At 59.8% G+C, this 13,571-nt stretch carries 11 protein-coding genes and 1 riboswitch; of the genes, 10 read left to right on the top strand and 1 reads right to left on the bottom strand.

The features are described 5' to 3' along the window. Window positions 1-13: 13 nt before the first annotated feature. A complete protein-coding gene (locus AC0L7L_RS19270; RefSeq protein ID WP_272213729.1) occupies window positions 14-1,258 on the bottom strand; it encodes an MFS transporter in 1,245 nt (414 codons plus the stop codon). A gap of 352 nt (window positions 1,259-1,610) precedes the next feature. On the opposite strand from AC0L7L_RS19270, the gene AC0L7L_RS19265 reads away from it, so the two are divergent. The 10 genes from AC0L7L_RS19265 (at window position 1,611) to AC0L7L_RS19220 (ending at window position 13,569) form a co-directional block, all read left to right on the top strand. Beyond that, window positions 1,611-2,570 (top strand): sugar-binding transcriptional regulator, encoded by a 960-nt coding sequence (locus AC0L7L_RS19265; protein ID WP_473510804.1) that lies wholly within the window; start codon window positions 1,611-1,613, stop codon window positions 2,568-2,570. Beyond that, entirely contained in the window at window positions 2,567-3,244 is a 678-nt protein-coding gene (locus AC0L7L_RS19260; RefSeq protein ID WP_272213727.1) for an HAD family hydrolase, read from the top strand. Before AC0L7L_RS19265 ends, AC0L7L_RS19260 begins: the two co-directional genes overlap by 4 nt. A gap of 38 nt (window positions 3,245-3,282) precedes the next feature. Next, a riboswitch (TPP riboswitch) is annotated at window positions 3,283-3,385 on the top strand. Between the two features lie 111 nt (window positions 3,386-3,496). Continuing rightward, window positions 3,497-4,159 carry a thiamine phosphate synthase gene (thiE, locus tag AC0L7L_RS19255; RefSeq protein WP_272213726.1) on the top strand — a complete coding sequence of 221 codons (663 nt, stop codon included), beginning with the start codon at window positions 3,497-3,499 and terminating at the stop codon, window positions 4,157-4,159. Continuing rightward, window positions 4,156-5,955, top strand: coding sequence for a TRAP transporter large permease subunit (locus AC0L7L_RS19250; RefSeq protein WP_473510798.1), 1,800 nt, complete (start codon window positions 4,156-4,158; stop codon window positions 5,953-5,955). The genes thiE and AC0L7L_RS19250 overlap by 4 nt, the downstream gene beginning before the upstream one ends. An 11-nt stretch (window positions 5,956-5,966) precedes the next feature. Next, entirely contained in the window at window positions 5,967-6,956 is a 990-nt protein-coding gene (locus AC0L7L_RS19245) for a TRAP transporter substrate-binding protein (RefSeq protein WP_272213724.1), read from the top strand. Between the two features lie 83 nt (window positions 6,957-7,039). Then, entirely contained in the window at window positions 7,040-8,104 is a 1,065-nt protein-coding gene (locus tag AC0L7L_RS19240; protein ID WP_272213721.1) for a LacI family DNA-binding transcriptional regulator, read from the top strand. Between the two features lie 118 nt (window positions 8,105-8,222). Beyond that, window positions 8,223-9,488 (top strand): ABC transporter substrate-binding protein, encoded by a 1,266-nt coding sequence (locus AC0L7L_RS19235; RefSeq protein WP_272213720.1) that lies wholly within the window; start codon window positions 8,223-8,225, stop codon window positions 9,486-9,488. Window positions 9,489-9,604: 116 nt separating this feature from the next. Continuing rightward, a complete protein-coding gene (locus tag AC0L7L_RS19230) occupies window positions 9,605-10,498 on the top strand; it encodes a carbohydrate ABC transporter permease (RefSeq protein WP_473510794.1) in 894 nt (297 codons plus the stop codon). Then, window positions 10,498-11,319, top strand: coding sequence for a carbohydrate ABC transporter permease (locus AC0L7L_RS19225; RefSeq protein ID WP_473510792.1), 822 nt, complete (start codon window positions 10,498-10,500; stop codon window positions 11,317-11,319). Before AC0L7L_RS19230 ends, AC0L7L_RS19225 begins: the two co-directional genes overlap by 1 nt. A 9-nt stretch (window positions 11,320-11,328) precedes the next feature. Further along, window positions 11,329-13,569: a glycoside hydrolase family 2 protein gene (locus AC0L7L_RS19220; RefSeq protein WP_473510789.1), complete on the top strand. Its 2,241-nt coding sequence runs from the start codon at window positions 11,329-11,331 to the stop codon at window positions 13,567-13,569. The last annotated feature ends 2 nt before the right edge of the window (window positions 13,570-13,571 follow it).

Here is a 13,571-nt window from a genome sequence, read left to right as displayed (position 1 = left end):
GCGCTGATCCGCCTTAGGCAGCGACAGCCACGGGCGGGGCCGCACGCTCGCGAACCGTCAGATGGATCAGGGCCGAGACGACGCCGAGCGCGATGGCCACATACCAGATCATGTCGTAATTGCCGTAGCGGTCAAACCATATCCCGCCAAGCCAGACACCGGCAAAACCGCCGAGCTGATGGCTGAGAAAGACGAAGCCGAACAGCGTGCCCATCGCACGCGGGCCGAACATCACGATGATCAATGCACTCGTCAGCGGCACAGTCGAAAGCCAGAGCACGCCCATGACGAGGCCGAAGATCAGCACGGAAACGGGCGTCAGCGGCAACCAGATGAACACCACAATGACGACCGCTCTCAGCGCATAGATCCCCGCCAGAACATGCGGTTTGGAGAAGACATTACCGAGGCGCGCCGCAATCAGCGTACCAAAAATATTGGCAAACCCGGCGAGCGCCAGCGCTTTCAGGCCAAGCGCGCGCAATTCGGGTCCGGATAGCGCGGTCCCTGTGCAGAAATTTTGCACATAATTCGGCAAATGCGCGGTGATGAAGGCAAGGTGGAAACCGCAGACGAAGAAGCCGGCCGCCAGCATCACAAAGCTCGTATGGCCGAAGGCGTGACGGATCGTCTGCGGCAGATCGATATCGGCTTCGGCGGCAGTCCCCTTTTTCTTTACATGCAGGAAGGGGATCGCAAGCGCCATCGGCGCCAGCAATGCCGTAATGATCAGAAGCGTGGTCTGCCAGTCGAAGCGACTAATCAGGAAGGCCGTCAGAAGCGGCAGCACCGCCTGCCCCGCCGAGCCCATGGCGGACGCCACGCCGAGATAAAAGCCGCGCTTTTCAGCCGGCGCCGCACGCCCGACCACCGCCAGCACCGTGCCGAAGGCGGTGCCTGAAACACCCATGCCGACCAGCACACCCGCGCCCATGTGCTGGGCAAAGGGCGACGTGCCCATAACGCAGATCAGCATGCCGAGCACATAGCAGGCAAAGCCAAGCCAAAGCGCGCGCCGGTCACCGAACTTGTCGGCGATCATGCCGAAAAACGGCTGCGCCAGACCCCAGACAAGGTTCTGGATCGCAATCGACAGCGAGAAAATCTCGATCCGGCCGCCGAACAGATCGTCCGACAGCGGCAGGACGACGCCGCCGAAAACCGAGCGCACACCGAAGGACAGCGCCAGAACGAGCCCGCCCGCCAGCATGATAATCAGCATGTCGCGGTCGGCCCCGCGTTTTACAGCCTGTTCCATGAAATCCTATCCCGAAAAAATCCCGCCGCCAAAATTAACAGGGATCAAACGGCATGAATATCCAATATCGCTGAACTCAGAAGTCAGTATTGCTGATGAGTGTGCTTCCGGCCGGCTGCACGATGCTTGCATACCTCCTCTAACCTTGGCCAACAGTCAATTCAGGTTCCTCGACAGTGGAAACACTGGGCGGGAGAGACCGCCCCGTCGGGTTTCCTTGCACTGACATGTATCCATAAATATTTGATATTAATCATTATTTTTGCACTAAATTACAAATGTCAAATTTGCAATTCAGATGAAAACAGGTCATATGGCGGGCCGAAATCAACGGCATGACGGGGTATGACTGGTGGCAAGTGAAGTGACTGCGGAAACCGATGCATTTCTGGCTGAGGTCTGCTGGCATTATTTCATCAATGAGATGACCCAGTCCGACGTGGCGGTGCTGATGGGCGTAACCCGGTTGCGCGTCAACCAGGCGATCAGGGCCGCGCGCGCCAGCGGATTGGTGCGCGTCGACATCCAGTCGCCGCATGTCATCCGCTTCCGCCAGCAGGAGGAGCTGAAAACCCGCTTCGGCCTTGCGGATGCCATCGTGGCGCCGGCCAATCCAGACAATCACGATGACCAGATTACCGCCGGTGCGGCTCTTGCGAACTATCTTGCTAAGGGCCTGCACGAGGAGCGCTGGCGTCTGATCGGCGTTTCCTGGGGCATGACGCTCAAAAACGCGATGACGTACCTGCCCCGGATGCAGCTCCCGAAGGTTGAAATCGTCTCGATGATCGGCGGCACGGCCCAGGGCGCACCCTTCAACGCCTTCGGCCTCACCGTAGGCGTTGCTGATCGGCTCGGTGCCCAGTATTCGCTGTTCGCAGCCCCGGTTTATCTTTCTCCCGGAACAAACAGGGAAGGCTTCCTTTCCAACCTGGTTTTCAACGCGCATCTGGAAAAGCTTGAAAAACTCGATCTGGCCGTGCTGGCTGCAGGCGACCTTTCCGACAAATCCGTGCTGATGACCACGGCCCTGCCTGCCAATGTCACATCGGCAGAACTTTCCGAAAAAGGCGCGGTCGGCGATATCGTCGGCTATTTCATTGATCGCGACGGCCGGGAAATCGACCATGTTGTGAACCGTTGCGCCGTCAGCATCGGGCTCGAAGCGCTTGAAAATGTTCCGGAACGAGTGCTTGCTGCAACTGGTGTCCACAAGGTCGATGTTATTATCGCCGCAATCCATGGCGGACTTGTCACCACGCTGATTACCGACGATATCACCGCTGAACTTATTCTGGCGAGGGCCCCATGAACAAAACAGTCATCTTCGATTTCGACGGCGTGCTTGCCAACAGCGAGATCATCGCGCTTGCCGAACTCAGGACCTCGCTTGAGAAATACGGCATCGTCATCGACTGGGATACGCTGGTCGAGACTTTTCTCGGGTCCTCGATCAGGCAGATCATCGCCTTTGTCGAAGACAGGACGGGCCAGCCGATCGATCCCGATTTCCAGAAGGAATGGTATGAAAGGCTGTTTGAGCGCTATGCGCACGAACTTCAGCCGGTGGCCGGTTCCCGCGAAATGCTCGACCGGCTGGATGCCGCCGGCATCAGCTACTGCATCGCGTCCGGCGGTTCCTACAAACGACTTGGCGTCGCGCTCGACTGTATCGGCTTTGCCGACCGCTTCGAAGGCCGCGCCTTCAGCGCCGACTCGGTTGAAAACGGCAAGCCCGCGCCTGACGTCTTCCTCTACGCAGCGGAAAAGCTCGGCAAGGGCGCCGGCAATTGCGTGGTGCTCGAGGATTCGATTGCCGGTGTTATTGCCGCCGGCCGCGCGGATATGCGCGTCGTCGGTTTCGTCGGTGGCGGCCATCTGGAGGGTATCAGACCGCTCCATGCAGAGCGGCTTCTTGCTGCAGGGGCAGCCACGGTATTGGACGATCTGGCCAGCTTCGAGGTAGCAGCGTTCGGCGCTGTCTGAAGCCGGTTGACAGAGGGCCGAAAGCCCGACAAAGTCATGCAAATTCCGAGGGGAGCATCATGCGATGCTGAGATGGCAACGAGCCGGACCCTTGAACCTGATCCGGGTCATACCGGCGTAGGAACGGAAAAATCGGTCACCTCCCTTCTTTTCGTTTCCAAGCCTGATCCGGTCTCCGCAATGTCATGGAGGTCGTCATATGTCGTTGGAAATTCGCCGGATCTGCAAGAAGCCAGCTTGCGGGATGCGGCCATGAGAGCCGTCGATTATCGTCTGAACGCGCTGGTTGATGCCGGGCTCGTTGAAACCGCACCGCTGTCGGAGCTTGCCCGGCTTGCTGCCGAAAACGGTGCGACGCTGATCCAGTATCGCGACAAATACGCCAAGACCCGTCAGATGATCGAGCGGGCCATCGAGATCCGCAAGGCGCTGGCACCGACCGGCATTCCCTTTGTCGTCAACGACCGGGTTGATGTCGCCCTTGCGTCCTGCGCCGACGGCGTGCATCTGGGTGCCGACGACATGGAGCCGGAAACCGCGCGGCGGCTGCTCGGGCCGGACGCGATCATCGGCCTGACCGTCAAGAATGCCTCCGACGGCGCCAAAGCCTCATCCGCCCCGGTCAATTACGCCTGCATCGGCGGCGTCTATCAAACACTCTCCAAGATCAATCTCGATCCACCGGTCGGCATGCGCGGCTTCAGCGCGCTTCGGCGCGGTCTCAAGAGCGCGCGTCCCGACCTGCCGGTCGGCGCCATCGCCGGGATCAAGCTTGAAAACGTTGCGCAACTGATTGCCGAAGGGGCCGACGGTATCGCGGCTATTTCAGCAATTTTTCACGCGCCTGATGTCGCCGCCGCAACCCGCGACTTTCGCTGGGCCATCGACACCGCGATCGCCAACCGGCAGCAATGACAAGCACTCCGGCAACAATGCATACAAAGGCTGCCCGGCTCGCCAAGCGGCTGGAGGCGGCACTCGGGTTGATTGCCGCCGCCGTGCTGGCGGTCATGCTGGCCGTCGTGCTCACAAGTGTCGTTCTCAGATATCTGTTTCACACAGGGTTGATCGGGACGGAAGATCTCGGCATATGGCTGAATGTGGCGCTGATCGCATTGGCCGCACCGCTTGCCCTTTCCGGGCCGCTGTCGATGCGGCTTGATCTTCCCTTCAGGCCGGTTGTCGCAAAAGCGGCCCGGATCATCGCTGATGCCGTCAGTCTTTTGGCAGCGCTTGTGCTGATTTTCGGCAGCAGCCGCGTCGTGGCTCTGATCGGCGGCACATCGCCGACGCTCGGGCTTCCCGAATGGCTACGCTTTGCCGTGATCGGTGCAGGCGGCGGCCTGCTCATGATGGTCCTCATCCTTCGCCGCATCAGCGAACAGAAGGCATTATCGCTTGCAGCTTCGGCAATCCTCGCAACCGCCATCTACCTCACCTGCCTGCGCTTAACGGTAACCACCGCGCTGCCGCCGAGCGCTGCGATCGCGATTGCAGCGGCCGTCGGCCTCATAACAGCGGCACCGCTTGCCCATGCCTTTCTGGCTGCCGCAATGATCGCCATGCCGTTCGGCGGCAACCTCGCGACCGAAACGATTGTCACAACCGCCGTTTCCAGCATGTCGCATTTCCTGCTGCTTGCCATTCCGTTTTTCCTGCTGACGGGTGCGGCCCTTTCGGCCTCGGGCGCGGCAAAACAACTCGTCGCCTTTGCCGCCGCGCTTGTCGGCCACCGGCGCGGCGGGCTGGCGCAGACGGTGCTGGCCACTGGCACGCTGTTTTCCGGCGCTTCCGGCTCGTCGGTTGCCAATGCAGTGTTCTCCGCCACGACCTTTCATCCGGAACTGGTGCGCCATGGCTATCCGCCTGCCCGCGCAGGCGCAATCATCGCCGCCGCCTCGGTCCTCGATAACATCATACCGCCCTCGATTGCCTTCCTGATCCTTGCGACCGCGACCGATCTTTCGGTCGGCAAGCTGCTTGTCGGCGGGCTGTTCGCAGGCCTTTTAATGGCAGTCGCCCTCAGCATCGCCATTCACCTGACAACCCGCAACCAGCCGGGTGGCCAGCGGGCCTGCTCGGGCGAGCGAGGGCACGCCTTCCTTGCTGCCGTTCCGGCCTTCGGGCTCGGTGTCATTGTGGTTGTCGGCATCCGCGTCGGCATCGTCACCACCACCGAGGCGGCCGCTCTTGCCGCGATCTACACGCTGGCGCTGGCAGGCTTTTCGAAAACACGCCGATGCTCCCTGTTTTCGGTGTTCCGGCAGACGGCCGCTGAAGCCGCCGCTATCGGTCTGCTCATCGGCTCGGCCGGCCCCTTTGCCTTCCAGCTTGCTGTCGACGGGGTGGCCGGCATGATTTCGTCGGCTGCCGCGGCGTTCGGCGGGTCTCCCGTCGCGGTTCTCGCTCTTGCTGTTTTCGTGCTGCTCGGCGCCGGGCTGGTGCTTGATATCGGCGCGGCGATCCTGCTTCTCGGGCCTTTGCTGCTGCCGCTTGCAATCGACGCCGGGCTCGACCCGACCGCCTTCGGGGTGATCATCGTCACCACACTGATGATCGGCGGGCTGACCCCGCCTGTCGGCATGCTGGTTCTCGTGGTCGCGGGCGTGACGGAAATTCCTCAAGCTGCGCTGTTTCGCGCCGTCATACCCTATCTCACGGCCCTGCTCGCCGCCATCGCCATCCTTTGCACCTACATTCTGTTGATCTGAGAGGAGACCCCATGCAGACCCTCAATCGCCGTCGATTTCTGAAAGCCGGAACACTGGCGGTTCTGTCCGCCCCCTATATCGCCCGCCCCGCCCACGCCCAGACCACGGTGACGGTCGCCTCCCTTCTGGGCGAGGACAAGCCCGAGACCAAGATCTGGCGCTTGTTTGCCGAAAAGGCCGAGGAGCGGCTGCCCGGCCGCTTCCGCTTCAACATCGTCACCAACGGCGCGCTCGGTGGCGAAAAACAGGTCGCCGACAGCATCCGTCTCGGCTCGGTGCAGGCGAGCCTGTCTACCGTCTCCGCGTTATCGTCCTGGGTGCCGCAACTGCAAATCCTCGACCTGCCGTTCCTGTTCCGAAGCCCTGAACACCTGCGGCGCGTCGTCACCGGGCCTGTCGGCGCCGGGCTGAAGGCGCAGCTTGCCGATGAACGCTTCGTCGTCGGTGGCTTCATCGATTACGGTGCCCGCCATCTTCTGGCCAAGACGCCGGTAACACGGCCTGAGCAGCTCGAAGGCGTCACCATCAGGGTCATCAACAGCCCGCTTCACACCGGGCTCTGGAGCGCCTTCGGCGCGGTCCCCGTCGGCATTCCGATCACCGAGACTTACAACGCGCTTGCAACAGGGGTCGCGGATGCCATGGACCTGACCAAATCCGCCTATGCCGGCTTCAAGCTCTACGAGGTCGTGCCCTGCCTGACCGAGACCGGTCACATCCGCGCCTCCGGCGTGATCTATTTCGCGCAAGGGTTCTGGAACGGGCTCGACACCGAAACCCAGGCCGTGCTGAACGAAATTTCGACCGAGGCTGCACTCTATTTCAACGCACTGATCGTCGAGGACGAGACTGCGGCGATGGAAACTGCACGCGAAAACGGCGGAGAAATTTTCCAGCCTGAAGACATGGAAGCCTGGCGGGCGGGGGCCAAAGGGGTCTGGACAGAATTCGCCCCGGCTGTCGGCGGGATGGAGCTGATCGAGACAGTTGAGAACAGTTAAATCGGGCGACGGACAAGAAAGGCTTGCAGGCGCCGCCGAATTGGTAAAAATTTACCCCACTTTCATTTTTGAGGCGCATGCACATGGTTACACTGCGGGAAATTGCCAAAGCGGTCGGTGTTTCGACCGGCACGGTTTCGCGTGTTCTCAACTATGATCCGACGCTTTCGGTTTCCGAGGTCAAGCGCAAGGCGATCATCGAAACCGCCGAGGCGCTCAACTACGCCACACCGCGCAACCGGCTTCGCGCAAAGACCGGACCGCTGCGCACAGCCAAGCGGACGCAGCCTATGCCGCGCCTAGCCACGGTCCACTTTCTCGACCGCGACGAGGAACTGATCGACCCCTATTACATCGGCGTGCGTCTCGGCATCGAACGCCACTGCCAGGCGTATGGCACCGAGATCGTCAAGGTCTTCCACAGCGATCTGGAGAGCGAGGCGGCGCTTTTGCAAGGCATGACCGGGGTGATCGCGATCGGCAAGCACCGCCCCCACGAGATTGAATTTCTCGAGGAAAACAGCCGCCACCTTGTGTTTGCGGATTTCGTGCCCGAGGCGCAGCGCTTCGACTGTGTTTCAAGCGACCTCGCCCTTGCCACGCGCACCATATTGGACGGGCTTCATGCAGCCGGATACCGCCGGATCGGCTTTATCGGCGCGGAAGACCGGATCAGCCGGAAAGGCAGCCCCTACAGCGAAGCGCGCTGCCTTGCCTATGTCGAATGGCAGAAGCAACATGGCGGTTTCGATCCGGCACTGATCGCACTCAACGACGATTGCAACAACGGCCAAAACCTGCGTCTCGAGGTCGGATATGAAAATGCGCGGACCCTTCTCGAAAATCCCGACCGGCCAGACGTGATCCTGACAGCCAATGACAATATCGCCATCGGTACCTGCCGGGCGATGCAGGAAGCGGGACTTTCGGTGCCCGGGGATATCGCGGTTGCCTCGTTCAACGATATCCCGGTGGCGCAATTTCTGACCCCGCCGCTTTCAACCATGAAAATTCCCGGAGAGGCCATCGGCGAATGTGCCGTCGACCTGCTTGTGGAGAGGATCAACGGGCGCGAATACACCAAGCGCGTCGACATCCCGGCAGACATGATCTGGCGGGAGAGCTGTCGTCGGCCACCCGGTATGTAAAAAATTTACTTATTATTTTACTAAATTTTTTATTGCGGTTCGTCCGGTTTTAACGTTAGCCTTTCGTCAGGCGGCAAGGAGAGTGCCGCCGAGCGATCGTCCAAACGGGAGGAAACCAATGGATACCGTGCTGAAGCGGATTACGGGTGCAGCCCTTGCCAGCGCCTGCGTCATGAGTGCATCGGCGGCCTTTGCCGGCGAGATCACGATCTGGTGCTGGGACCCGAATTTCAATGTCGCCATCATGAAGGAAGCTGGCGAGATCTATTCGAAGACCCATCCCGACACGACCTTCAATGTCGTCGACTTCGCCAAGCTTGACGTCGAGCAGAAGCTGCAGACCGCCCTTGCTTCCGGAACCACCAAGGCGCTGCCCGATATCGTGCTGATCGAGGATTACGGCGCACAGAAATACCTTCAGTCCTTCCCCGGCTCGTTTGCGCCGATGGATGATGTCGTCGATTATTCCAAGTTCGCGCCCTACAAGGTCGAGCTGATGACGCTTGACGACAAGGTCTATGGCATGCCCTTCGACAGCGGCGTCACCGGACTTTACTATCGCAGCGACTACCTAGAAGAAGCCGGCTTCAAACCGGAAGACATGGAAAACATCACCTGGGACCGTTTCATCGAGATCGGCAAGCAGGTTGAGGCAAAGACCGGTCACAAGATGACCTCGATCGACCTCAATGACGGCGGCATGACCCGCATCATGATGCAATCGGCAGGCGGATGGTATTTCGACGAAAACGGCGACCTCGATGTCGTCGACAATCCGGCGCTCAAGGCCGCGCTTGAAACCCAGGCAAAAATGGAAAGCGCCGGAATCCTCTATCCGGCCACCGGCTGGGCCAACTATGTCAACGCCTTTACCTCGGGCAACACCGCGTCCGTGATCACCGGCGTCTGGATTACCGGCACCATCAAGGCCCAGGAAGATCAGGCCGGCAAATGGCGCGTGGCACCGATCCCGTCACTTGCCGGTGTCGAGGGCGCGACGCATGCCTCGAACCTCGGCGGCTCGAGCTGGTATGTGCTCTCCTCTTCCAGCGAGAAGGACGAGGCGATCGACTTCCTCAATGAGATCTACGCCAATGATGTCGAGTTCTATCAGAAGATCCTGACCGAACGCGGCGCCGTCGGCTCGCTTCTGGCCGCGCGTGAAGGCGCAGCCTATCAGGCGGCTGATCCATTCTTCGGCGGCGAAGAGGTCTGGCAGCGGTTTTCCGACTGGCTGAACGAAATCCCCGCAGTCGACTACGGCATCTTCACCAATGAGCTGGATACCGCGGTGACCGCCAACCTGCGCTCACTGGTCGACGGCAAGCCGATCGATGAAGTGCTGAAGGCGATCGAGCAACAGGCCAAGTATCAAATCCAGTAACAGCCGAGCGCGTTAGCGGGCGTTTGATGCCCGCTATTGCCGGTTTTTCCGGCGGGCCGACAGCCCGCCGGACGATTTGGCCATTTTTCTGAAGACTTGTGGGGCGAGATGCGGACATGAATGCGAGACCCGGCAATCTGAAACGGTTTTACGACGTGAATGGCTGGCTGTTCGTTGTGCCAGCCCTGCTGTTGATCGGCACATTCATGTTCTATCCGATCATCCGCTCACTCGTGCTTTCGTTCTATTCGGGACGGGGCATGATGATAAAGTTCGTCGGCTTCGGAAATATCGAGCGACTTTTCAACGATCCGGTGTTCCTGCAGGCACTGACCAACACGCTGACATTCCTCGTCATTCAGGTGCCGGTGATGATCATGCTGGCGCTGATCCTTGCCAGCGCGCTCAACAGCCCCAAGCTGAAATTCCGCGGCCTGTTCCGCACCGCGATCTTCCTGCCCTGCGTGTCGTCGCTTGTTGCCTATGCGATCCTGTTCAAGAGCATGTTCGCCACCGACGGCATCGTCAACTCCACGCTGCTCAGCATCGGTCTCATCGATATTCCGATCCCGTGGTTTACTGATCCGTTCTGGGCCAAGCTTCTGGTCATCCTCGCGATTACCTGGCGCTGGACCGGCTACAATATGATCTTCTATCTGGCCGCACTGCAGAACATCGACAAGTCGATCTACGAGGCCGCCCGCGTCGACGGTGTGCCGAAATGGCGGCAGTTTCTGCATCTGACGATCCCGATGCTGAAACCGGTGATCCTGTTCACCACCATCACCTCGACCATTGGCACGCTGCAGCTCTTCGATGAGGTCTACAACCTGACCGAAGGCACTGGCGGACCGGCGAATTCGACGCTGACGCTGTCGCTCTATATCTACAATCTGACATTCCGCTTCACGCCCAATTTCGGCTACGCCGCGACGGTCTCCTACGTCATCGTCGTCATTGTCGCCATTCTGTCCTTCCTGCAATTTTATGCCGCGAGGGAGCGCAAATGATGCCGCGCTACACCACACGCTATCTGTCCGGCGCCCTGCTTTACGGCGCGCTCGGGCTTGCCGCCTTCATCTCCGTCTTCCCCTTCATCTGGATGGTGATTTCGGCCACCAACACCACAGCCGATATCGTCACCGGCAAGGCCTCCTTCGGCGCGGCATTCATCGACAATCTGAAGATGTTTTTCACCCAGGTCGACGTCCCGCTGATCATGTGGAACTCGGTCAAGATCGCGGTTGCCGGCACGTTCCTGACGCTGCTGGTTTCCTCGCTTGCCGGTTACGGTTTCGAGATCTTCCGCTCGAAATTTCGCGACAGGGTCTACACGCTCGTGCTGCTGACGTTGATGGTGCCGTTTGCCGCGATCATGATCCCGCTGTTCATGCTGATGGCAAAGGCCGGGCTTATCGATACCCATATCGCAATCATCCTGCCGACAATCGCCTGGGCCTTCGTGATCTTCTATTTCCGGCAGGCCACCAAGGCTTTTCCGTCCGAACTGCGCGACGCCGCCAAGGTTGATGGCCTGAAGGAATGGCAGATTTTTTTCTATATCTATTTTCCGGTGATGCGATCGACCTACGCTGCGGCTTTCGTCATCGTGTTCATGCTCAACTGGAACAACTATTTGTGGCCGCTGATCGTGCTGCAGTCGAACGAGACCAAGACGATCACCCTCGTCGTCTCGTCGCTGGCATCGGCCTATTATCCCGACTACGGCACGGTGATGATCGGCACGATCCTTGCCACCCTTCCCACCCTCTTCATTTTCTTCGCCATGCAGCGCCAGTTCGTCCAGGGCATGCTTGGCTCGGTCAAATAGGTCATGACGATGCGCAAACTCGATAAATTCAACACCGGCTGGTTCTTCACGGAAGGCTTTGAGGAAAGCTATGCGCGGGCGCTTCAGGATGGCGAGGCGGTGATGCTGCCCCACACGGCCGTTGAACTGCCCTTCAACTATTTCGACGAAAACAGCTACCAGAAGCCCTTCACCTATCAGAAGGTCATCGCCAATGACCCCGCCTTTCAAGGTAAGGCCATTACCCTCGTTTTCGATGCGGTAATGGCGGATACGGTAGTTTATCTGAACGGCGAGAAGCTGCTTGCCCACAAGGACGGATACACGCCTTTCGAGGTTGATCTGAGCGGGCGCCTGAAGGACGGCGACAACCTGCTGACGGTCAAGATCGACGGTTCGGAGAACCCGGATATCCCGCCCTTCGGCTATATGATCGACTACCTCACCTTCGCAGGCATCTACCGCGACGTCTGGCTCAAGGTGACGACACCGACGGCAATCGAAAACGTCAAGGTCGAAACGCCCGATGCGCTCGCTCCGCAGAAAAGTGTGCGCGCGGATGTCAGTCTGAAAGGCCTCGCAGCGGACGGTGCGACGCTGAAGGCTACGCTTTACGATGCTGACGGCCATAGCCTTGCCACGACCGAGATCACTGTCACCGGCATGAACGCGATGTTCGAAATGGGCGGGCTTGAAAACATCCGACTCTGGGACATTGACGACCCGGCGCTTTATACGCTCGCAGTGACACTCGAGACGGAAGCCGGCAGCGATACCGTGACCACCCGCTTCGGCTTCCGCACCGTTGCCTTTGCCACCGACGGCTTTCGCCTCAACGGTCGCCCTTTGAAACTGCGCGGGCTGAACCGCCACCAGAGCTGGCCGCATCTGGGATATGCCATGGGCAAACGCGGGCAGGAAAAGGATGCGGATATTCTGAAATTCGATCTTGCCTGCAATGTGGTGCGCACCTCGCATTATCCGCAGTCGAAATACTTCCTGAACCGCTGCGACGAAATCGGGCTTCTGGTGTTTGAGGAAATTCCTGGCTGGCAGCATATCGGTGACAAGGGCTGGAAGCAGGAGTCGATTGCCAATGTCGAGCGGATGATCAGGCGCGACTGGAACCATCCGTCGATCTTCATCTGGGGCGTACGGATCAACGAGTCGGCAGACGACCACGACTTTTATGCCGAGACCAACCGTCTGGCGCACGAACTCGACAGCACACGGCCGACGGGCGGCGTGCGCTGTATCGAGGACAGCGAGATGCTGGAAGATGTCTACACGATGAATGATTTCGTGCTGGGCATGGAGGAAATGCCGGGCAGCAATCAATCCCGCATCCACCGTCGCGAGCAGAAAAAGGTCACCGGACTTTCGCATGACGTGCCCTACATGATCACCGAATATTGCGGCCATATGTATCCGACCAAGCGCTTCGATCAGGAGCAGCGCCAGGCCGAACATGTGACCCGCCATCTGCAGATGCTGAACGCGATCGCGGGCGATCCGACGATTGCCGGTGGCACGGGCTGGTGCATGTTCGATTACAACACCCACCAGGATTTCGGCTCGGGCGACCGCATCTGCTATCACGGCGTGCTCGACATGTACCGCGAACCGAAGCTTGCAGCCTTCGCCTACGCCTCGCAGGGGGAGCCGGAAAACGGCGTGGTGGTGAGGCCCGTGACCTTCTGGGCGCGCGGCGAGCGCAATATCGGCGGGGTGCTGCCGCTGATCATTCTCACCAATTGCGACTATATCGAGTTCAGCTTCGGCGATATGGAGCCGCGCAGGCTCGAGCCCGACCGGGCCACCTATCCGCACCTGCCGCATCCACCCGTGGTCATCGACCTGCGTTCGGTCACACCGGAAGAGTTCGGCGAGTGGGGCCGCGTCTGGAAAGACGGCAAGGTCACCGGCTATGTCGACGGCAAGCCGGTAAAAACGGTGAATCTCAGCGCCGATCCTGTACCGACAATGCTGGAGATCGCGCCCGACGACACACACATGAAGGCCGGTGAAAAGGACTGCGTCCGCGTGATCCTGCGTGCACTCGATCAGGCGGGCAATATCCTGCCCTTCTTCGACGATCCTGCCGCCCTATCGCTTGAAGGCCCCGGCCGGATCGTCGGCCCGGATCTCGTCAGCTTCAAGGGCGGCACAGCCGGGCTATACATCGAGGCTGGCGATAAGACCGGCACGATGACACTTTCCGTCCGCTGCCGGCCGTTTGCCGACCAGACCGTTACCTTCACGCTTTCCTGAGG

This window comes from Martelella sp. K41-7 (genome assembly GCF_055808365.1).
The sequence above is the reverse complement of the archived record's forward strand: the minus strand, read 5'-3'. Positions and strand labels throughout refer to the sequence as shown.